This window comes from Veillonella atypica KON (assembly GCF_002959915.1).
GTDB lineage: Bacteria > Bacillota > Negativicutes > Veillonellales > Veillonellaceae > Veillonella > Veillonella atypica.
This window is the reverse complement of sequence record NZ_PPDE01000008.1, coordinates 416,448-439,524: the sequence shown is the minus strand read 5'-3', so window position 1 is coordinate 439,524 and position 23,077 is coordinate 416,448. Positions and strand designations below refer to the sequence as shown.

The following is a 23,077-nucleotide window of genomic DNA, read 5'->3' as shown; positions in this document are numbered from 1 at the left end:
ATAGAAGGCTAATACATTGAGTATAAACTCTATGGTATTTGAAGGAGGTGATGCCATGATTTATGGCATTTTACGGTATGTGATTGCTATCCTTATCGGTACGGCCGCATACGTAGGTATGGACAATTTAGCCCCTATTATTGATCCTTATTTAGTATCTCAATTTGCAAGCTTTGGAGATATGTCGCTCACTGTAGCACGTATTTCAGTTATTGTGCTTGGTACGATAATTGGTATTTTAATAGGCTATTTTATTTCGTCCTTTATTTTAAAACAAGGTTTAGTCATTGCTAGACGATTGGAACGGGTATTAACACATATTCCTAACCAAGAATTGATTGCAGGCACCATCGGTTTATTATTTGGTCTTATTATTGCTAATTTAATTGGTGCAGCATTCAATCAGGTTCCTATTATTGGACCGTATATTTCAATCATCTTAAGTGCCATTTTTGGCTATAGCGGTGTACGTTTGATGGCCCGTAAGGGACCTGAAATGTATCTTAACTATTTAAAGCAATGGAAACGCAGTGAAGCGGGGACTAAAAAAAGTAGAGGCTTCAACATGTTTGGATCTCACAAGTCCAGTGACTCAAATTCAACTGCAAAGTTATTAGATACTTCTGTTATTATTGATGGGCGTATTAAGGAGTTGTGCGCTACTGGGTTTATTGATGGCCCATTGGTAGTTCCTGTCTTTGTTTTAAATGAGTTACAAATTATTTCCGACTCCGCAGATGCGATGAAACGAAATCGTGGTCGTCGTGGGTTAGATATTTTAAAAGAAATGCAGGATGCAAAACTTGTATCTATTGAAATTGTAGAAGATGACTATGATGATCTACACGAAGTTGATTCTAAATTGATGCGATTAGCTTTAGAGAAACAATGGAAGCTTATGACCAATGATTTTAATCTTAATAAGGTGGCTCGTGTACAAGGCATTAAGGTTTTAAATTTAAATGAATTAGCCAATGTGTTGAAACCGGCCCTTATTGCAGGCGAATGGATTCGTGTGCAAGTAATGAAGGAAGGCAAAGAGGTTCAACAAGGTGTTGCTTATTTAGATGATGGAACTATGATTGTTGTAGAAGACGGTCGTCCATATGTAGGTCAAGAGGTTGAGGTTATGGTTACATCCATTTTACAAACCAGTGCAGGGCGTATGATTTTTGCGCGTGTAGATGGAGGTAAGCATGAGTAAGGTTAGCTGTATTGTATTAGCTGCTGGCGCAGGTCGCCGGATGGGTCATGATGAGAACAAAATTTTCATTAAACTTGGCAATAAATCAATTATTCAATGGACGTTAAGTAATATTGAACAAGTTAAAGCAGTGAGTGAAGTCATTCTCGTTGTTGCTGACGGCGAAGCAGAGTATATGAAGCAGCATATTGCATCATTAGGGCTTTCAAAATCAATTAAAATTATTACAGGTGACAAAGAGCGTCAAGATTCTGTGTATGCAGGTTTACAAGCGGTTAGCGATGATATGGATATTGTCCTCGTTCACGATGGAGCTAGACCTTTAGCAAAGCCAGAGTTATTTAAAAGTGTTATTGAAGGCGCCAAGACTCATGGTGCTGTGACTATAGGTGTGCCATCTACAGATACGATTAAGCGTGTTGATATCGATGGACAGGTTTTAGAAACATTGAATCGTAACGAGTTGATGAATATTCAAACGCCACAAGGTTTCCTAAAAAATATATTCAAAGAAGCTCAAGAAACGGCTAAGCGTGATGCTTATTTGGGGACGGACGACGTGTCCTTAGTTGAATATATCGGTAAAGATGTGTACATTTTAGATGGCGATTATGAGAACATCAAGGTTACTACACCAAACGATATAGCGGTGGCTAAACGGTATTTAGGAATCAAGGAGCAACAGATGCGCGTAGGTTTTGGATATGATATTCATCGATTGAAGGAAGAAAGACCTTGTATTTTGGGCGGTGTTCATATCGAATCGCCTGTTGGCCCCGATGGTCATTCCGATGCAGATGTATTGATTCATGCGCTGATGGATGCCTTACTTGGTGCTGCTGGTTTAAAGGATATAGGCTACTATTTTCCACCAGAAGATGATGCATATAAAGGAATTTCTAGCATGATTTTATTAAAACATGTGAATTCCTTGTTGAAAGAAAGAGGCTTAGAAGCCTATAATATAGATATTATGGTTATTTCTGAAACACCAAAATTAAAGCCACACATCGATACGATGAAGGCTAATTTACAGTCTGTTTTAGAAATTCCATTAGATCGCATTAGTATTAAAGCTACTACCAACGAAATGCTTGGCGCCATCGGTCGTCGTGAAGGCATTGCAGCACAGGCAGTAGTTTCCGTATATGAAGGAGAGGTTTAATTATGAAGGTACGTTTTGCGCCAAGTCCAACAGGTCCATTTCATATTGGCGGTGCTCGATCCGCTTTGTTCAACTGGCTATTAGCACGTAAGGAAAAAGGTACGTTTGTACTTCGCATTGAGGATACAGATTTATCTCGTTCTACTCGTGAAAGTGAAGAAAATATTAAAGCATCTTTGCAATGGCTCGGTATGAATTGGGATGAAGGCATCGACGTAGGTGGTGAAAATGGCCCTTATCGTCAAACAGAACGTCTTGATTTGTATAATGAAGTAACACAACGCTTACTTGATGAAGATAAAGCTTATGAATGCTTCTGTACAGCTGAAGAGCTTGATGAAGTACGTCAGGCGCAAATGGAACGCGGTGAAACCCCTAAATATAATGGTCATTGTTGCCATCTTACAGAAGAAGAAAAAGAAAAATATCGTGCAGAAGGTAGAAAACCAACTATCCGTCTTCGCGTACCTTTGAATAAAACCTATGCATTCGATGATATGGTTCGTGGTCATGTATCCTTCGAGTCCAATGGTGTAGGTGACTTTGTAATCGTAAAATCCGATGGTATCCCTGTATATAACTTTGCCGTTGTAATGGATGACCACATGATGAAAATCACTCACGTTATTCGTGCGGAAGAACATTTATCCAACACACCTCGTCAAATGGCTATCTACGAAGCACTTGGTTGGGAAATTCCTACATTTGGTCATATCTCCTTGATTCTTGGCAAAGATTATAAGAAGATGTCTAAACGTCATGGTGCTACATCTGTTGATCAATATAAGCAATTGGGCTACTTGCCAGAAGCATTAGTAAACTTCTTGGCACTTCTTGGTTGGGCTCCAGAAGGTGAAGAAGAATTCTTTACACAAGATGAATTGATTCAAGCCTTCTCCATGGATCGCGTTGCTAAGAACCCAGCTGTATTTGATATCGATAAATTAAACCACATCAATTTCCATTACATGAAAAACTTGAGCGATGAAGAATTATTCCGCCTTTGCTTGCCACATTTAAAAGAAGTTGGTTTAGCTCCAGATAGCTTGAATCAATCTGATATTGATTGGTTAACATTACTTTGTTCTACATTCCGTGACCATATTAGCTTTGGTGCTCAAATTAAAGATTATGTAGGCATGTTCATGGGGGAAACAGTATTCCTCGAAGAAGGTCATGAAGAAGAGTTAGAGGCAGTGCTTAACGAAGAATCTGCGCCAACTGTATTGAATGCTTTCAAAGAAAAATTAGCAGACATGGAAGAAGTTACACCAGAAGCCGTTAAAAAGGCTATCAAGGCTGTTATGAAAGAAACTGCTTTAAAAGGTAAATTTGTATTCATGCCATTGCGTGTTGCCTTGACTGGTCAAATGCATGGTCCTGACTTAAACAATATCGTTACATTACTTGGTAAAGAAAAATGCTTACATCATTTAGACAATGTAGGTGCTTTAACTAAATAATAGAACTATTGAAAGGCTCTCATACCTATGGTGTGAGGGCCTTTGTTGTATATAATGTACAGATTTGCTATAATTATCGACGTATTAATATTGATGTGACCTCTCGTCGTGCTATGCAAATTGAAGTGGCTATGCAAAACTCTGCATTATCCGTTTCACTAGCGATGAAACATTTCACACCTCAAGCAGCGGTAGCTGGTGCTGTTTTCTCGATTATTCATAATTTTACAGGCTCTATTTTTGCCGGTATTTGCCGCAAACATGATGATAAAGAAAAATTAGAACAAGCTTAGTCATTAACTTATTAAGTTAATCGTTCTAATAGCTTATAATTGATAATATATTTCAATAAAATATACAGTTAAACCTCCATTTTCATAATCCTTAATATGTTTAATTCCCTTGATAAAGGGACATATTCAATGGTTTTGAAGATGGAGGTTTTTCTTGTAATTATTGACATTATATAGCATTATTGGTAAAATTATTTTATATCTTAATATAGGTATACATTAAAAGCTAAGATTGAAAGAAGTACTCTACAACTAACTTTTTAGCGAGAACCGATGGTGCGAGGGTTTAAGGATAGGTAGACGAAATGCATTCATGAGCTGACATTCCGATTATAGGTAGGTTTGTCCGGTGACGCGCCGTTATGCGATGAGTGGGTACCACATTGGTGCCTAACAGAGTGGAACCGCGGACCATCGTCTCTGTATGAGATGAGGGTTCTTTTTTATTTTTCGAATATGGAGGCATCAGTATCGATGAGAGAAATTACAGTTTATAATACAATGACGCGCCAAAAAGAGGTATTTACTCCTGTAACACCAGGTGAAGCAAAGATGTATGTTTGTGGTGTAACACCATATAATCATCCTCATATTGGTAATGCTCGTCCTTTTGTAACGTGGGATGTAATTCGTCGCTACATGAAACATGTAGGATATAAAGTAACATATGTACAAAACTTCACTGATGTAGACGACAAGATTATTAATACATCTAATGGTGAAGGCGTAGCATGGGACGTAATTGCTAATCGTTATATCGATAGCTATTTTGAAGTAATGGATGCACTCGGCGTAGAACGTGCCGATGTATACCCACGCGTATCTACTCATATCCCTGATATCCTTAAGATGATTGAGACTCTTATCGATAAGGGTTATGCTTATGAGCTAGATGGCGATGTGTATTTTAGCGTAGAAAAATTTGATCATTATGGTGAATTGTCTGGTCGTACATTAGATGATATGGAAGCAGGCGCTCGTATTGAAGTAGATGGTCGTAAAAAGAACCCTATGGACTTTGCACTTTGGAAAGCTGCCAAGCCAGGTGAACCATTCTGGGAAAGCCCTTGGGGCAACGGTCGTCCAGGTTGGCATATTGAATGTTCCGCTATGAGCCAAAAATATTTAGGCGAAGAATTTGATTTCCATGGTGGTGGTAGTGATTTGATTTTCCCTCATCATGAGAATGAAATTGCTCAATCTGAAGGCTGTTCTGGTCATCATCCTTCTGTAAAATACTGGTTGCATAATGGATTCATTACGATTAATTCCGAAAAAATGTCTAAATCCTTGAACAATTTCTTCTTGGTGAAAGATATTTTGGAACAATATAGTCCAGATGCTTTGCGTTACTTCTTACTTAGCACACATTATCGTAGCCCATTGGATTTCTCCGATGAACGCTTAGAAGAAGCAAATAAATCTTTGGAACGATTAGGTACTGCTATCGAAAATCTTTTATATCTTGAAAAATGTGAAGCTGGCCCTTGTGACGATGCCCAACGTTTATTAGAAAAAGCTAAAGAATATGAAGAAGAATTCGAAGCCGCTATGAGTGATGATTTCAATACTGCATTAGCTACATCTAGTATGTTTGGTCTTGCTAAGGAAATTAATATTTACTATCAAGTTGTAACAGGTAGAGAAGGCGTTGTTTGCCAAGATGCTATCGCAGAGGTAAAACGTATCTTCAAATTTATGACAGAGGTCATTGGCGTATTAGAAAAAGCTTGGGAAGGTAATACTGGTGCTGACGCAGTAGAATACGAACAATTGATGGATGTTATTCTCTCTGTTCGTCAAGCATGCCGTGAACAAAAGCAATGGGCTCTTGCCGATTGCATTCGCGACCGATTAGCTGAAATTGGCATTACTATTGAAGATTCTCCTGCAGGAGCACGGTGGAAAAAGCGTGAAATTTAAGCAATTTCAATTTCTGAAACAAGAAGCTATTAAAAAATTAATACTCTTAGATACGGAGGACCATTCTTTTGTATCTAAACCAGCATCTGAAGTATTAGCTTCAGATGCTGTTATGTTGGCCTATATTGGTGATGCTGTGTATTCTATGTACATTAGACAACGTGTTGTAGAAATGAGTATTTCAAAGGTTCAGGTTCTACATACATTGGTAACCGAATTTATTTGTGCAAAATCTCAGTCAAAAGTATTGGATCAATTAGAATCAGTGCTTACAGAGAATGAACAAATTATTGCTAGACGAGCTCGAAATAGTAATGTCAATGTACCTAAGAGTAGTTCTGTACGGGAATATCGAAATAGTACCGCCTTTGAAGCAGTCCTTGGTTTCCTATATGAAACAGGTCAGCAGGACCGACTTAATGAATTGATGAAAGAGGCCTATTCTATTACATTAAGAGGACTTTCACATGGATAATTATATTGTAGGCAGAAATGCCGTAAAGGAAGCATTAAAAGCAGGCCGTTCTATACAACGCATTTTAGTGAGTGACGATAAAATTAAAACGGGTTTATCTGACATCGTGGGTCTAGCGAAATCCAAGGGGGTAGAGGTTCGTCCCACACCTGTTAAACAGATGAATCGATATGAAACGGATGTACCTCATCAAGGTGTTATTGCATTTGTTAATGCTGTAGAATTCAAAGATCTTGGAGAAGTACTGCAAGAGTCGAATCATGAGAATCCATTGCTTATCTTAACGGATGGTGTAGAGGATCCTCATAATATGGGGGCTATTATCCGGACCGCTGAATGTGTGGGAGCTACTGCGGTTTTAATTCCTAAACGTCATAATGCACCTATTAACGCAACGGTGGCCAAAACATCTGCTGGTGCAGTGGAACAAATTCCCCTTGTTCAAGTTGGCAATGTTACACAAACGATTAAACAGCTTCAAAAGCAAGGTTTTTGGGTTCTTGGTGCTCATATGGAAGGTGACCGTACCTTGTATGAAACCGATTTAACGATACCTACCGTCCTTGTTATTGGAAATGAAGGTAAGGGGATTAGTCGTGTCGTAAAAGAAGCTTGTGATTTCTTAGTTACCATCCCTATGTATGGTAATTTAAATTCTTTAAATGCATCTGTAGCAGCTGCTATTCTCATGTATGAAGCAGTTCGACAACGGACTATGAAGGTAAAATAGAGGTGCTACATGTTAAAGGATATTTTAATCGTCGATGGGTATAATGTTATCTTCGCATGGCAAAGTTTAAAAAAACTGGCTAATGAATCCTTGGAACACGCTCGAATGGAATTACGTAATCAGCTTTTAAACTATGGTAAATTTAAAGGCTATGAGGTTATACTCGTGTTTGATGGTAAATATACTAAGTCGATAGCGAGTATCGAAGAAATCACTAAAGGGTTTATAGAAGTATATACCGATGATGGTGAAACGGCAGATTCTTTTATTGAACGAGAAGTATTCTTGCGTCAAGGTAAGTATACTAATGTATACGTCGTTACTTCTGACGGGGCTGAACAAAATCAAATATTAGGCTCTGGTGGACTTCGGATTCCAGCAAGAGAATTGCAAAATGATATGCGTCTTGCCAAGCAAGAGGAACGCTTGCAATATACACATAAACATCATCGTGACCAAATGGTACTCAGGAGAAATGAGGTATATGACCACTTAGATCCCGATGTAGCTAAAAAATTAGAAGCTATACGGAGAGGTACAAAGTAAGCACAACAGATAGACCTGCTGTAGTAGTATGAAGTATATTCTATTTCATAAATATTGCAGAACATATATAATTCAAGTATAATAACATATATTGGTATTTCTACAATATGTGATTGTATGGAGGACCTATGAACAATTTTCATATGCAACAGTCCGATTACAATTTCAAAGAAATGACTGATGAGCAAGTTGTGGTCATAGCTCAACAAGAGCAAAATGAGTTTGCAATCGACTATATAGTCAATAAATATAAAAATTTTGTGCGCGCTAAGGCGCGTACCTATTTTCTTGTAGGTGCCGATCGAGATGATATCATTCAAGAAGGCATGATTGGCTTGTATAAGGCTACTCGTGATTTTAGACATGATAAATTAGCCTCTTTTCGGGCCTTTGCAGAACTATGTATTACACGGCAAATTATTACGGCCATAAAATCTGCGACGCGTCAAAAACACGCACCACTCAATTCTTATATTTCTTTAAATAAACCTGTGTATACAGAAGAGTCTGAACGGACCTTGTTAGAAATGCTTTCATCAGCACGAAGTACAAATCCAGAGGACCTCATTATTAGCCAAGAAGAGCTAGATGATATAGAAAAAAACATAGGACATATTTTAAGTGATTTAGAGTGGCAAGTGTTAGAAGGCTATTTAGATGGTAAATCATATCAGGAGATGGCAAAAGGTACTGATCGTAGCATCAAGTCGATTGATAATGCTTTACAAAGGGTTAAACGTAAATTAGAGAAGTTTTTGGAACATCGTGTATTAGATGCTCCTACACAGGAAGGATGACTATTGTGACAAATTTTTTGATGGTTTTAGAAATCATTGTGTCCATTTTATTGATTGTTGTTGTAATTGCTCAAACTAGTAAGAGTTCTGGTATGGGCGGCGCCGTTTCTGGTGCGGCAGATTCTACATTCGGCGGTAAAGAACGCGGCTTAGATGGGTTCTTATCTCGCTGTACAATCATTTTAGGTATTATCTTTGCTGTGTTGAGCTTAGTTCTAGGGGCAATGATTAACCAATTCTAATTTGAAAGCCTGCCTAGCAGGCTTTTCTTTTTTTCAGCATATATAAATATTATGCAAAGGAGGTGTTTATATGAAAGAAAAAGTGTTAGCGTTTTATAAATCTATTTATCCCCATACGTATCATATCGATGATGCTGCTATGGATTGTCATATTAAGGGCGGCCGTGAATTGGATGCCTTTATGGATGCTGCTAGAGAACTATTAAAAGAGGGGCGCTTAAGTTTTATACGAAAAGATGTATATGCCTATAATAATGATACAGAATTTATTGAAGGTATTTACAAGGGATATAGAAAATCCTTTGGATTTGTTATTACTGCTCCTGATGAAGAGGATGTGTATATAGTAGAACAAAATAAGGGCACTGCTATGCACAATGATAAGGTTCGTGTACGTATTATCACATCCCGAGATTCACGCCATAAACGAGAAGGCGTTATAACTGAAGTCATAGAACGAGCTAATGAAACTGTTGTAGGTACCTATGACAGACAGCATTCCTTTGGATTTGTCATCCCTGATGATGAACGATTGGGAACAGATATTTACGTTGACTTACATAATACCTTAGATGCTCGTAGTGGTGCTAAGGTGCTTGTAAAAATTATCAAATGGCCAGAAGGCGATAAGAAACCAGAAGGTGTCATTACAGAAGTATTGGGCTATAAAGGTGACGTAGGTCTTGATATTAACTGTATTATGGCTAATTATGACTTGCCATTTTCCTTCCCTGAGGATGTTGTGAAAGCAAGCCAACATATCAACACGACCATTACAGATGATCCTAAACGTTGGGATTTACGCGACGTGCCAATGGTTACCATCGATGGTGAAGATGCAAAGGACCTTGATGATGCTGTGAGTGGTCGTAAACTCGATAATGGTAACTATGAACTAGGTGTACATATTGCCGACGTAAGCCACTATGTAGTGTCGCAAAAGGCTATCGATAGAGAGGCCTATAAACGCGGTACATCTGTCTATCTAGTAGACAGAGTTATCCCCATGTTACCAGAGGTACTATCCAATGGTATCTGTAGCTTAAATGCTGGCGAAGATCGGTATGCCATGACCTGTATGATGGAAATTGATACACAAGGCAAGGTTGTTAATTATCGGATTCAACCATCTATCATCCATGTGAATCGCCGTTGCAGTTATAAAGAGATTTATAAAGCATTAACCGAAGATATTATTTCTGATGACTTGGCATCTCTTATGCCCATGATTCACAATTTATCCGACATCGCAAAAACTTTAAATGATATGCGTCGTCGTCGTGGTGCACTGGATTTTGATTTCCCTGAATATAAGGTGCTTTTAGATACAGAAGGCACACCATTGCGCATTGTACGTCGCGACCGGACATTAGCGGAACGACTTATTGAAGAATGTATGCTTATTGCAAACGAAACGGTAGCTACTCATCTAAAGAATACAAATCGTACGAGTGTATATCGTATCCATGAAGCACCAAGCGAAGAAAAGATGAGTATGTATCAAAAGGTACTCAATTATTTAGGTCAAGATATTCGATTACATCTTGATGAATTAGAGCCACACGTGTTCCAACATATTTTAGATGCTGTTAAGGGCACGGATATTGAGCAAGTGGCTCAAATCATGACATTGCGTTCCATGCAACAAGCTAAATATAGCATCGATAATGCAGGTCATTTTGGGTTGGCGTCGAAATGCTACACACACTTTACATCGCCTATTAGACGATATCCAGATCTCATGGTACATCGCTTATTAAAAGCAGATATGGGATGGCCTGATGGATATGCAAACCGCGATACTAAAACAGAATTTTTAGAACGTGCTGCTGTGCATTCTTCAGAACGTGAACAAGTGGCTGTAGCTGCTGAGCGCGACACAGTCGATTTAAAGAAAACCCAATATATGGTTCCATTTATTGGCGAAGTCTTTGAGGGTAAAATATCTAGCATCACATCCTTTGGTATGTTTGTAGAGTTAGATAATGGTATTGATGGTCTTGTTCATATGAATATGATGACTGATGATTACTATTTTTACGATGAAGAACATTTCCTATTAGTTGGCAAGCGCACGGGTCAAATCTATCATTTAGGTGATACGGTAACGGTGACATTGGTGAAAGCTGATGTAGAAAAACGTCAAATCGATTTCGTACTTGGCGAAGTGGATAATCTTATGAGAATTCAAGAAATGATGAAGAATTCCGAAGGTTATGTAGGGGTAAGAGAAAAGAAACCGTTTGGGCGTTCTGGTATCTCTAAACAATCTAAACGAAAAGGCAAGGGATATAGCAAGTCTTCTAAACGAAGAGAACTGTATTCTGGCTTATCTAGTGTTACAAAGCATAAAAAGTGACGAAAAGACCATAAAGCGTCTAAGAAAAATGTAAAGAAACGTAAACGATAATAAAAATATTAATACCTATTGTGAGGTGACTATGGCAAAGAAAGATGCACCATCATTAATTGCAGATAACCGTAAGGCACGTCATGATTTTAATATTCATGAAACCTATGAAGCGGGTATCGCATTGACGGGAACAGAGATTAAATCAATTCGCCAAGGTAAATTAAATCTTAAGGATAGCTTTATCCGCATTGATAAGGGCGAAATGCTTCTCTACGGTGTTCATATCAGTCCTTATGAACAGGGCAATCGCTTTAATCATGAGCCTGAGCGAACACGTAAACTATTGATGCATAAATCAGAAATAAAAAAATTATTCCAACAAGTGAAAGAAAAGGGATTCTCCTTGATTCCGTTGAACTTTCATTTTAGCCGTGGCTATGTGAAGGTAACCGTTGGTCTTGTAACAGGCAAAAAATTGTACGATAAACGCCAAGATATGGCAGAACGGGATGCAAAGCGTGACATTGCTAAGCGTTTAAAGGAACAACAAAAATACTGATATATAATAGGAGGATGTTTAGTGGAAGTTAATCAATACTTTTATAGTTTGGCAAAAATATCAGCTCAAAAAGCAGCTGAAAACGGAGTACATGTAGATCCTAAATTTATATATACTCAATGGTACATTGAAACAGGTGGGTTTACATCTCAACTACAAGCAACACATCATAATCTAGGTGGTGTTACAGCATCAGATGGCAGCTGGAGACATTTTACGGATTTTATTGATTTTGCAAACTATTTTGGCAATTACTTGACATACTATAGAGAAGATGGCATGACCAATGCTACATCTCTGTATTCATATATCAATGCCTTGTACAATGGCGGATACTTTACAGCGGATTTTAATTCTTATTATGGCTCTGTATTACAAGTGTTTAATACAATCAATTTCTAAATATAGTTAAGGGACTGTTTTTCAGTCCCTTATTTTTATGCATATTGTTAACTTAATAAAAAAATATAAGTTGATAAAAATCACACATTTTCTTATAATGTAAACAAAGTGTGATTTATATAGTTGACAATGTAAGTACATGAAGAGGTGAATACTATGAGTCAAATTCGTCAAATCACAGAAATCGGTATTTTAACTGCTATGATTACAATCTTGGGAGCTATCAAGATTCCTAATCTTGTGCCGGGCATTGAGTTCCAGTTATCGGCACCATTAGCGGTGGCAATTTGTGCGGCTTTTGGGTTTAAAAAGTATATCATCAGTGGTTGTTTATCCAGCCTTATTGGGTTGGCATTGGGAACACAAAATTTTCTAAGTGTTGCTATTGCTATGCAATTTAGATTAGTTGTGGGTTTCTTATTGTGGATTTGCAAAAATCATATGCTTGGTGTAATCCTAAGCGGTCCTATTGCTTCAACAGTAGCTCGATTAACTCTATCCGTCTATGTTGGTAAAGGAGCTCTAGCTATGGTTATGCTCGCAGTACCTGGCATGATTTTTACTGCTGTTGTAGCGCCAATTATGACTGCTGTATTTAAAAAGGTTATATCCGCTGCTACGCATAGCATACCTCGAAAGGTCGTGCGATGATGGGGTTATACAGTATTCGTATGCGTGGTGCAGAAGGGGGACCTCATGAAGAAGGGGGTCGCCATATTTCTGGAGCTGAACGCATTGTAGAGGAAAGTGATTTAGAATCCGTAGCATCTGCCTTGATTCATCGGGCGTTGCATCACAGTAAAGGTAAATCTGACTTTATTAATATTCGTATAGATGCGATTCACGATGATGATATTACTTATGTTAATTGTATCGATATCGATGAACATAAGACTGAATCAGTAAACGAATCACATGAATTAGCAAAAGAGTTATTACAGTCAGTAGTGGCGCATAAGGCCGTAGAAAATGCTTTCACAGAACTAGGCCAACTACCAGGTAATATGCGTGGTGCTATTCTGATGGATGCCAATACAGGTGTGCGATTGGATCAAGATACTATGCGCGGTGTTCGCGTAAGTCATATGGATGCGTGTGGCAACGAAACAAGATCTATGAATGTGCATATGCGTGAAGCACTAGTACTAGCCACAAAAGTACAGTCATGTCCTGGTATTGTAGGTGAACTTTGTTGGTCCGACGATCCAGATTATACAGTTGGGTATGTAGCATGTAATGGCATATATCATCGCATTCCGAATATGAAAGAAATGGGAAATCCTATCGGGGGCCGTGTATTTTTTGTAGATACAAATAGGCCTATTCGTGAAATTGTTGATTATTTAGAGAATACAACAGTATTGGTACGGTGGTAGCATGGATTATTATCAAGACTTTCAAAAAAAACTAGAGGCTAAGGAGCAAGAGCAAAATAAAAGAACGATTAAGACCTACGAGCCCTTAGATGCAGTGCGTGTAAAACGCAATGATAATGATAGTGAATATATCATGATGGCATCTAATAATTATTTGGGACTTACTCATGATGCTCGAGTACAACAAGCGGCTATGCAAGCAATTCAACGATATGGCACCGGTTCTGGTGGTGCTAGACTTACATCAGGATCGTTTCCATTGTTTAAGGAATTAGAAATCGCTATAGCCAATTTTAAAGGAACGGAACAGTCACTTGTGTTTAATACAGGCTATATGGCTAATGTTGGTACGATTACGGCCTTAATGAACAAGCATAGCGTCATCATTAGTGATGAATTAAACCATGCTAGTATCATCGATGGGTGTCGCCTCAGTGGAGCTCATATTGAGCGGTATAAACATAAAGATGTAGAACATGCTGAATATATTCTTAAGAATTATAAATCTGCGTATAAAATGATCATTACTGATGGTGTATTTAGTATGGATGGAGATATTGCACCATTAGATAGGCTGTATGAGTTAAGTAAGGAATATGATGCTCTTCTTATGGTAGATGATGCGCATGCGACCGGTGTCATCGGAAATGGGCGAGGTACGGCTCATCATTTTGGTCTTACCGATGTAGATGTACAGCTTGGTACCTTGAGCAAGGCCTTAGGTTCTGTTGGCGGCTATGTGGCGGGACGTAAGGAATTGATAGAATACCTGATTAATTATAGTCGTAGCTTTATATTTTCTACAGCTTTGTCCCCGGCGGATATCGGTGCGGCTTTAGAGGCCCTACGAATTATACGAAATGAACCATCTGTAGTTGATACATTACGTGATAATACTGTGTATATGGCACATAAATTACAGGCTATGGGCATTGATTGTGATGATGAAACACCGATATTCCCGATTGTGGTAGGCGAGAATGATCGAGCCTTAACATTGGCCCGTGAGTTAGAAGAACAAGGGATAATTATTACTGCTATTCGGCCTCCTACGGTTCCTGTTGGTGAAAGTCGCCTCCGCATGACGGTGACTGCTGCTCATAGCAAAGAGCAACTTGATTATGTCGCACAAACGCTGCATGAATTACTAGTTGACATGAATATATATTAGGGGTATGATAGATAAACCAACAAACCCATGGGGATGTAAAGGTTTCGACAGGGGCGAGTGTGGTATAGATAGCGAGTCGGCGTTCCATTGGGCCGTTAAACGGTGGGAAAACATTTAAACGCAGAAGAAAATTTTGCATTAGCTGCATAAGCTACGTCCCTCATACTTGTGCCTACCAAGTGTGAATGGACGTCAAACCGTAGGCTGGCTTAATTTAGTCGTTCATATGAATTAGGCGAGACAACATGAACTGGAGTACTGTAGTTTGTCTGTGAGCGATAGGTACTTGAGACTTAAATCATAGACTGTGCTCGGAGAGGTCTATATGGCAACGCTTTTGGACAGGAGTTCGACTCTCCTCATCTCCACCATGAGATGATTCATACCGAAGATTTAGTATCGTGTAGTGATACTAAATCTTCGGTATTTTTTGCTTTGTACACAAATTTTTATGAAAGTCAACAAAATATGGTGTGAAGTTGCACACAATTAAATGCATATAAACATAGATTTTATCTAGGTTTATAGGACATAGAAATCTTGACTATCTAATCGGAATAAAGTACAATATATTGAGATATTTATGAATTTGGATCTTATAAATTTAGTGTTATGAAAAGGAGTACATGTAATGAAGTCTCGATATTCACGCATGTTAGCAGTATTAGCAGTATCTGCTTTACTGGTGGCAGGCTGTGGTAGCCAACAACAGCAATCAGCTGATGTGGCGGTAAACTCGTATAAAATCGTATCGCAAAACGCACAAGTTGATCAAACCTATACGGGTACAGTTAAGGCAGAAAATTCTGTGGCTGTACATGCTCGTGTTACTGGTTATGTGGTGGAAAAATTTGTTAAAGGTGGGGATCAAGTAGTAGCCGGTCAACCTTTATATCGAATCGATTCTCGCCAATATGAATCAAATGTAGCAACAGCGGAAGCTAATGTGGCAAGAGCAAATGCAGATTATCAAAATGCAGAAACTGATTTAGGTCGTTATGAAACATTGGCAAGTCAAGATGCGATTGCACGCCAACGCGTAGATACACAACGTTCTGCCACGGAACAAGCTAAAGCAGCTGTAGAAGCACAACAAGCAGCATTGAAGATTGCTCAAGATAACTTAGGTGATACTATCATTTATGCACCATATTCAGGTACATTGAGCATGGATGCTGTCGATATAGGTACATTTGTTAATGCAGGATCCACAACATTGGTAACCATCGATTCTGTAGATCCTATTTTCGTTGAATTTAGTATGACTGAACAAGAGTATCTTGAATTTATGGCTACTCGTTCTGGTGATGAAAACAGCGGTCTTAATTTGAAATTACGCTTAGTTGATGGCAAGGAATATAATCAAGTAGGTTCTGTTGTTCAAGCAGCAAGAACGTTAGATCCTTCCACAGGCAAGCTCATTTTGAAAGCTTCATTCCCTAACCCTGATCATTTATTGTTACCTAATATGTTTGCTACCGTTATTTCTCCTGGTGAAAAATTAACGGATGCCATTTTGGTACCTACAAAAGCTATTTTACAAATTATGGATAAAAACTTTGTCTATGTCATCGGTCAAGATGGAACAGTATCTCAAAAGGCTGTTGAACTCGGTGGCACTACAGGGGCTTTCACAATCGTTAAATCTGGTCTTGTAAATGGTGATGAAATCGTTGTAGATGGTTTAACTAAGGTTAAGAATGGTGCAAAGGTACAAGCTACCGAATTATCTAAAACACAAATTGAAACAGCTAAACAATAGGAGGTAAGACGTGTCGAAATTCTTTATTAATCGACCTATCTTTGCCATTGTTATTGCCATCATGATTACATTGGCTGGCCTTATTTCAATGGTTAACCTTCCGATAGCTCGATATCCACAAATCTCTCCGCCATCGGTACAAGTTAGTACCGCCTATACTGGTGCTACTGCACAAGTTGTAAATGATACGGTGGCCAGTGTTATTGAAACACAAATCGTTGGGGTACAAGACTTAGACTTTATGACCTCTACAAGTTCTAGTAATGGTACATATTCTTTGTCACTCCAATTCAATCAAGGTAGTGATGCCGATATGGATACGGTTAATACACAAAACCGTGTACAAGCAGCGCTAGCCCAATTGCCAACCGAGGTTCAACAAGTTGGTGTAACAACTACAAAATCATCCGGTGATATGGCATATATTTTCACCTTGAACTCTCCAAATGGTACCTTTGATAGTACATTCCTTAAAAACTATGGTACTAACTATTTGATGGATGCCATTAAGGGCGTAAAGGGTGTAGGTTCCGTTCAGGAATTCGGTTCTGACTACGCAATGCGCATTTGGCTAGATCCTAGTAAGATGCAAAAATTAGGTGTTACTCTTTCAGAGGTAACAGCTGCTATTAAGAGTCAAAACGTACAAGCTGCAGCTGGTACAGTTGGTAAGAACCCTACAAATGGGGAACAAGCATTCCAGTATCCGATTAAAATTGATGGTCGTCTTGTAACAGAGCAACAATTTGGCAATATTGTTATCAAAAATTCTAATGGTACCGTATTACATTTAAAGGACATTGCTCGTATTGATGTAGGGGCTAAGGGTTATGATTTTACTCCGAAAGCTTCCTATCGTGATAAAAATGCAAAATCTGGTGAAGTTCTATTTGTTGAACATCGACCAACTGCTGGTTTTGCCGTTTCCTTACAAAATGATGCGAATGCGTTAGAAACGATTGCAAATGTTCAAAAAATCTTAGCAGAACAATCTAAATCGTTCCCACAAGATTTGGAATATCATGAAATTGTAGATAATACTAAATTCGTACGTGCTTCTATTAATGAAGTGGAACACACATTCTTTGAAGCATTATTGCTCGTACTCATCGTAGTATATGTATTCTTACAATCTTGGCGTTCTACATTGATACCTATGATTGCGGTTCCTGTATCTCTACTTGGTACATTCGGTGCGTTTGTATTGTTGGACTTCTCTATCAATACATTGACTCTATTTGCCATGGTATTGGCCATCGGTCTTGTCGTCGATGATGCTATCGTAGTAGTAGAGGCCGTTGAATATGAATTAAAATATAATGGCTTAGCCCCAAAAGAAGCTGCCATTGCGGCCATGAAAAATGTACAGGGTCCAGTTGTTGGTATCGCCTTTGTATTGGCTGCTGTATTCCTACCTGTTGCGTTTATGGGGGGTATGACTGGTATATTGTATAAGCAATTTGCTTTGACGATTGCTGTATCTGTAGCTATTTCTGCTATTGTAGCATTAGTGTTAACACCTGCACTTTGTGCGACTATGTTAAAATCACATGTACAAAAAGAACGTGAAGATTTCGTTCACCGTCAACTTAATAAATTCAATCGCGGTCTTGAACGCTTTAGTGATTGGTATGGTAAAGTATTAGCTCGTTTTAGTCATCGTTTGAGCTTAACTGTTATAACACTATTGGTCTTTGCAGCTGGTACAGGTATTGTATTCCATTTCTTGCCTACAAGTTTCGTACCTGCAGAAGATAGTGGATATTTCTTAATTGCAGTAAATGAACCACCAGGTGCAACGTCTGCTCGTACCGTAGAAACTCTTGATAAAATCAAAGATTTCTTAGAACAGACACCGGGTATTAAAGATAATGTAGAGCAAGTATTTACCCTTTCTGGTTTTGACCTTTTAGGTGGCGCTCAAAAATCAAGTGCTGGGGCTTCCTTTGCGGCCTTAAAAGATTGGGATCAACGTAAGTCTTCTGATCAATCTGTTAATGCCATGGTTGGTGCTGTATTTGGCTTTGCTGCTAAAAATATTCCAGAAGCGAGTGTGGTAGCATTGAATCCACCATCCATTCCAGGCCTTGGTAAAACTGGTGGTTTCCAAATGTACATTATCAATAAGGCAGGGGATAGTCCTGAGGTTATGGCAGAACGTGCACAAGCATTTATTGCTGAAGCTCGAACTAATCCGGCTATTCAAACAATTTATACAACCTTTGATACTGCTACTCCTTCCTTACAGTTCCAAATTAATCGAGAAAAAGCAGCTCAAGATGGCGTTGCTTTACCTGATATCTTTACAGCTTTACAAGGCTTCTACGGTAGTATTCAAGTCAACGATTATACATCGTATGGTAAAAACTACAAGGTTATCGTTCAAGCAGATGATGCATTCCGTCAAAATGCAGATAACTTGAATATGCTAGCTGTTCGTAATAGCAAGGGACAAATGGTTTCCATTGCTAACTATATTACGAAAGAAAAAACAGGTACGCCATCATCTATTACGCGTTTTGATAATGCGATGGCTGTACAAATCGGTGGTTCTCAAGCACGTGGTTATTCCTCAGGTGATGCTATTGCAGCATTGAAAGATGCAGCTGCTAAAACATTGCCACAAGGGTATACATATGATTGGGGCGGCCAAACCCGTGAAGAATTAAAAGCCGGCTCTCAAACACTCTTAATTCTAGGTCTTGGTTTGACATTTGTATTCTTAATTCTTGCTGCCTTGTATGAATCCTGGAAGGTTCCATTTGCCGTACTATTCTCTGTACCATCTGGTATGATTGGTGCTGCATTAGTACCATTCTTGTTGAATTTTACCGGTCGATTCCAATTAGCAAATGATATTTACATGCAAATTGGTTTGTTAACCTTGGTAGGCTTGGCTGCGAAGAATGCCATTCTGATTATCGAATATGCGAAAATTCGTGTTGATGAACGCGGTATGGATATCGTCGATGCGGCTATCGAAGCGGCTAAGATTCGTTTGCGTCCAATCTTGATGACTTCCTTTGCATTCATCTTTGGTGTATTGCCATTGGCAATTTCTACTGGTGCCGGTTCTGGTGCTCGTACATCAATGGGTATCACGGTAGTAGCAGGTATGACAACCGCTACATTCTTTGGTATCTTTATCATTCCAATGCTTTTCATCATCATTGAAAAGATTGGTCCTGGATTCTTTACAAAACGTAAAAAGAATCACTAAATCCAAATTTCATAACACAAATAAAACACGCTTATAACATGGCTTATAAGCGTGTTTTTTTGACTGTTTTATGGTATAATATGCTAGTTAAAACGATTTAATTATCGCCTGGGCGATATTGTGAAATATTTATATAAAAGAGGTATAAACATGAGTGATGTAAAAACATTTGTGGCTGGTCATAAAAGCCCTGATACTGATTCTATTTGTTCTGCTATTTCTTATGCTAATTTGTTAACACAAATGGGTACACCTGCAACGCCTGTATGTGCTGGTGATGCGAATAAGGAAACTAAATACGCATTGGAACATTTCGGTTTTGAACACCCACAAATCGTTACAAACTGGGAAGAGTTCGCTCCTAATGGTGGCGATTTATACTTAACTGACCACAATGAATCCAAGCAAATCATCGACGGTTACAAATCTATGAATATGTGTGGTGTTATCGACCATCACCGTATTGGTGATTTCGAAACTGATGGCCCTGTATTCATTCGCATGGAACCAGTAGGTTGTACAAATACAATTTTGACTAAACTTTATATTGAAAATAATCAAGAAATTCCTAAAAATATTGCAGGTTTAATGTTGTCTGCCATTATTTCTGATACTGTATTGTTCCGCTCTCCAACATGTACAGAAACAGACAAGAAAATGGCTCATAAACTAGCTGCCATCGCTGGTGTAGATATTGAATCTTATGGTTTAGAAATGTTGAAAGCTGGCGCAGATATTTCTGATTTAACAAACGATGAAATTGTTCGTACTGATATGAAGGAATTCTCTGAAGCAGGTCAAACGATTTCTATCGGCCAAATTTCCGTTATGGATACAACTGATGTATTGGCTAAACAAGCTGAATTAGTAGCAGCTCTAGAAGCTCTTCGTACAGCTAATGGCTATGCGGCATCCTATATTATGGTTACCAATATTCTTGATGAAAGCACAACATTGATCTATAGCGGTGATGTAGAATCCGTTGTAGTTAACGCATTTGGTAAAGATGTAAAAAATAATGCTGTATTCTTACCAAATACAATGTCCCGTAAGAAACAAATTGTACCTCCAATTTTAGGAGCTATGAAATAATAAAGGATATAGACCATATCATGGTAATAAAAACGTTGCTCTTGCAACGTTTTTATTATATGTGATGGTCATTTATAATTACTCATTTTATGTTATAGATAAGGAGATACCATGCAATCATTGTTAGATGGCTTGAATCGGGAGCAACAACAAGCCGTACAACATACCGAAGGCCCACTATTGATTTTAGCAGGTGCAGGATCAGGGAAAACAAAGGTATTAACTGTACGTATAGCATATTTACTAGCTCAAGGTGTAAATCCTTATGAAATCTTAGCCATTACATTTACCAATAAGGCGGCTAAGGAAATGAAAAGCCGTGTAGAAGGCCTTGTAGGCGATGTAGCTAATCGAATTTGGCTAAGTACATTCCACAGCTTTTGTGCTAAATTTTTACGCTTTGAATTAGATAATTTTTTAGGTTATAACAGTAATTTTACAATTTATGATACATCTGACTCTCAAGTAGTTATAAAAGCAGCGTTGAAGGCTCTCAATCTGGACGATAAATACTATCCTGTAGGTGCTATGATCAGTGCTATTTCTGATGCGAAAAATAAATTGATGTTTGCCTCTGATTATAGAAAACAAGCACGAGATTTTTACCAACAAAAGGTAGCTGATGTCTATGAGTACTACGAACGAGAGTTGCGTAAAAATAATGCATTAGACTTTGATGACCTTTTACTCGTAGCGGTTAAATTATTACAATCTAATGCAGCTGTGCTTGATAAATATAGCAAACGATTTAAGTATGTCATGATTGATGAATATCAAGATACGAACCATGCACAGTATTTATTGGCTTATTTGTTATCATCGCATTGGAAGAATATCGCCGTCGTAGGTGATGCTGACCAAAGTATTTATGCATGGCGTGGTGCAGATATTCAAAATATCCTCGATTTTGAAAAGGATTATCCAAATTGTACATCCATTAAATTGGAGCAAAACTATCGTTCTACAAAGATCATCTTGGATGCAGCCAATGCAGTTATCGATAATAATGAAGGGCGCCCAGAAAAGAATCTTTGGACCGATAAAGTAGAAGGGGCTAAAATCCAGCACTTTACGGCTCAATCGGAACATGAAGAGGCGGCTTTCATAGGCGATACAATAGTCAAAAAACACGATATTCACGGCGTACCTTATGGTGACATGGCCATCCTATATCGCACCAATGCACAATCTCGTGTGCTAGAAGAAGCGTTGATTAAACGTGCTTTGCCATACACAATGGTAGGTGGTACTAAGTTCTACGATAGAAAAGAAATTAAGGATGTGCTCGCCTATTTACGCGTATTATATAATCCGTTCGATGATTTAAGTTTGTTGCGTATTATCAATGTACCAAAACGCAGTATCGGTGCTACTACTGTTTCTAAATTACAAGATTATGCTCGTGAAAATGGTACATCCTTATTTATGACCTTAACACAATTGCACTTGGTCGATACCATTAAAGGAAAAACGAAAGAGAAACTTGAAGAATTTGGCATTTTAATTTTTACCCTTGTTGCAGAAATGGATGATAAATCCGTCCTTGATATTTTAGAGGCTATTCTTGATCGAACTGGCTACTTGGCTCAACTCGAGGAAAGTACAGACCCACAAGATCAAGCGCGGGCCGAAAATATCGGTGAATTATTATCTGTGGCAAAGGATTTCCAAGATACTAATCCAACAGGTACTGTTGAAGACTTCTTGGAACAAGTAGCATTAGTAAACGATGTCGATTCCTTTGAACAAGAGGAATCTAAGGTTACCTTGATGACATTGCATGCCGCTAAAGGTCTTGAATTCCCTATTGTATTCCTCGGTGGCTTAGAAGAGGGCTTATTCCCACATAGCCGTACCTTGATGAATCCAGAGGAAATCGAAGAAGAACGACGCCTCGCATACGTAGGGATTACGCGTGCTGAGAAGGAATTATATATTTCTAATGCTACAACCCGTACCGTATTCGGTCGTACTAGCAGTTATTTACCGTCTCGTTTCATCGATGAAATTCCAGCGGAACTCGTCGATAGTTTACGTGCAAAACGAAGAATTCCTGATGATATTAAACCAACGGTGCCAAGACATATGTCAGTCGCTAGTCGCCCTGTAACAAAACCGATTATTCGCAATGAAGTTATCGCTGATTGGAAAGTTGGGGATACTGCGATTCACAGTAAATGGGGAAATGGTAAGGTCGTCAATGTTTCCGGTGAAGGGGCTGGCATGAAGCTAACTATAGAATTCCCTACACAAGGTGTTCGTGTAGTTATGGCTAAGTTTGCACCGGTAAAAAAAGGTTAGAAC

General features: G+C 38.5%; 19 protein-coding genes, 1 other RNA gene, 1 pseudogene and 1 other annotated feature. All 21 genes and pseudogenes read left to right on the top strand.

The window, feature by feature from the left end:
• Window positions 1-55 precede the first annotated feature (55 nt).
• The 21 genes and pseudogenes from VAHSUH02_RS06020 to pcrA all read left to right on the top strand — a co-directional run bounded on the left by VAHSUH02_RS06020 (window position 56) and on the right by pcrA (window position 23,074).
• Complete coding sequence (locus VAHSUH02_RS06020) at window positions 56-1,204, top strand: PIN/TRAM domain-containing protein (protein WP_005377588.1); 1,149 nt, start codon at window positions 56-58, stop codon at window positions 1,202-1,204.
• A complete protein-coding gene (ispD, locus tag VAHSUH02_RS06015; RefSeq protein ID WP_005383460.1) occupies window positions 1,197-2,369 on the top strand; it encodes a 2-C-methyl-D-erythritol 4-phosphate cytidylyltransferase in 1,173 nt (390 codons plus the stop codon). Before VAHSUH02_RS06020 ends, ispD begins: the two co-directional genes overlap by 8 nt.
• A gap of 2 nt (window positions 2,370-2,371) precedes the next feature.
• On the top strand, window positions 2,372-3,832 hold the full coding sequence (gltX, locus tag VAHSUH02_RS06010) for a glutamate--tRNA ligase (protein WP_005383458.1): 1,461 nt from the start codon (window positions 2,372-2,374) through the stop codon (window positions 3,830-3,832).
• A 77-nt stretch (window positions 3,833-3,909) separates the two neighbouring features.
• Window positions 3,910-4,125, top strand: a pseudogene (locus tag VAHSUH02_RS06005) (hypothetical protein); the annotation flags it as partial.
• A gap of 219 nt (window positions 4,126-4,344) precedes the next feature.
• Window positions 4,345-4,550: a binding site (T-box leader), on the top strand.
• 49 nt (window positions 4,551-4,599) lie between these two features.
• Complete coding sequence (gene cysS, locus VAHSUH02_RS06000; protein WP_038148801.1) at window positions 4,600-6,048, top strand: cysteine--tRNA ligase; 1,449 nt, start codon at window positions 4,600-4,602, stop codon at window positions 6,046-6,048.
• Window positions 6,038-6,523 carry a Mini-ribonuclease 3 gene (locus VAHSUH02_RS05995; protein WP_005383454.1) on the top strand — a complete coding sequence of 162 codons (486 nt, stop codon included), beginning with the start codon at window positions 6,038-6,040 and terminating at the stop codon, window positions 6,521-6,523. Before cysS ends, VAHSUH02_RS05995 begins: the two co-directional genes overlap by 11 nt.
• Complete coding sequence (gene rlmB, locus VAHSUH02_RS05990; RefSeq protein WP_005383453.1) at window positions 6,516-7,253, top strand: 23S rRNA (guanosine(2251)-2'-O)-methyltransferase RlmB; 738 nt, start codon at window positions 6,516-6,518, stop codon at window positions 7,251-7,253. The genes VAHSUH02_RS05995 and rlmB overlap by 8 nt, the downstream gene beginning before the upstream one ends.
• A 9-nt stretch (window positions 7,254-7,262) precedes the next feature.
• A complete protein-coding gene (locus VAHSUH02_RS05985; protein WP_005379915.1) occupies window positions 7,263-7,799 on the top strand; it encodes an NYN domain-containing protein in 537 nt (178 codons plus the stop codon).
• A 128-nt stretch (window positions 7,800-7,927) separates the two neighbouring features.
• Window positions 7,928-8,596, top strand: a complete 669-nt coding sequence (gene sigH / locus VAHSUH02_RS05980; protein WP_005377593.1) for an RNA polymerase sporulation sigma factor SigH — start codon at window positions 7,928-7,930, stop codon at window positions 8,594-8,596.
• Between the two features lie 5 nt (window positions 8,597-8,601).
• Complete coding sequence (gene secG, locus VAHSUH02_RS05975; protein ID WP_005377589.1) at window positions 8,602-8,838, top strand: preprotein translocase subunit SecG; 237 nt, start codon at window positions 8,602-8,604, stop codon at window positions 8,836-8,838.
• Between the two features lie 70 nt (window positions 8,839-8,908).
• Window positions 8,909-11,197 carry a ribonuclease R gene (rnr, locus tag VAHSUH02_RS05970; protein WP_005383445.1) on the top strand — a complete coding sequence of 763 codons (2,289 nt, stop codon included), beginning with the start codon at window positions 8,909-8,911 and terminating at the stop codon, window positions 11,195-11,197.
• A gap of 82 nt (window positions 11,198-11,279) precedes the next feature.
• Window positions 11,280-11,750 (top strand): SsrA-binding protein SmpB, encoded by a 471-nt coding sequence (gene smpB / locus VAHSUH02_RS05965; protein ID WP_005377596.1) that lies wholly within the window; start codon window positions 11,280-11,282, stop codon window positions 11,748-11,750.
• 21 nt (window positions 11,751-11,771) lie between these two features.
• Window positions 11,772-12,152: a glucosaminidase domain-containing protein gene (locus tag VAHSUH02_RS05960; RefSeq protein ID WP_005377606.1), complete on the top strand. Its 381-nt coding sequence runs from the start codon at window positions 11,772-11,774 to the stop codon at window positions 12,150-12,152.
• A 156-nt stretch (window positions 12,153-12,308) separates the two neighbouring features.
• Window positions 12,309-12,803 (top strand): hypothetical protein, encoded by a 495-nt coding sequence (locus VAHSUH02_RS05955; protein ID WP_005383440.1) that lies wholly within the window; start codon window positions 12,309-12,311, stop codon window positions 12,801-12,803.
• Window positions 12,800-13,528 carry a 6-carboxyhexanoate--CoA ligase gene (locus tag VAHSUH02_RS05950; protein WP_005383439.1) on the top strand — a complete coding sequence of 243 codons (729 nt, stop codon included), beginning with the start codon at window positions 12,800-12,802 and terminating at the stop codon, window positions 13,526-13,528. Before VAHSUH02_RS05955 ends, VAHSUH02_RS05950 begins: the two co-directional genes overlap by 4 nt.
• Before the next feature lies 1 nt (window position 13,529).
• Window positions 13,530-14,699 carry an 8-amino-7-oxononanoate synthase gene (gene bioF, locus VAHSUH02_RS05945; protein ID WP_005383438.1) on the top strand — a complete coding sequence of 390 codons (1,170 nt, stop codon included), beginning with the start codon at window positions 13,530-13,532 and terminating at the stop codon, window positions 14,697-14,699.
• 29 nt (window positions 14,700-14,728) lie between these two features.
• Window positions 14,729-15,070: a transfer-messenger RNA gene (gene ssrA / locus VAHSUH02_RS05940) on the top strand.
• 260 nt (window positions 15,071-15,330) lie between these two features.
• Complete coding sequence (locus VAHSUH02_RS05935; RefSeq protein ID WP_038148798.1) at window positions 15,331-16,461, top strand: efflux RND transporter periplasmic adaptor subunit; 1,131 nt, start codon at window positions 15,331-15,333, stop codon at window positions 16,459-16,461.
• A gap of 10 nt (window positions 16,462-16,471) precedes the next feature.
• Entirely contained in the window at window positions 16,472-19,681 is a 3,210-nt protein-coding gene (locus VAHSUH02_RS05930; protein WP_005383436.1) for an efflux RND transporter permease subunit, read from the top strand.
• A gap of 150 nt (window positions 19,682-19,831) precedes the next feature.
• Complete coding sequence (locus tag VAHSUH02_RS05925; protein WP_005383435.1) at window positions 19,832-20,773, top strand: manganese-dependent inorganic pyrophosphatase; 942 nt, start codon at window positions 19,832-19,834, stop codon at window positions 20,771-20,773.
• Window positions 20,774-20,884: 111 nt separating this feature from the next.
• Entirely contained in the window at window positions 20,885-23,074 is a 2,190-nt protein-coding gene (gene pcrA / locus VAHSUH02_RS05920; RefSeq protein ID WP_005383433.1) for a DNA helicase PcrA, read from the top strand.
• The last annotated feature ends 3 nt before the right edge of the window (window positions 23,075-23,077 follow it).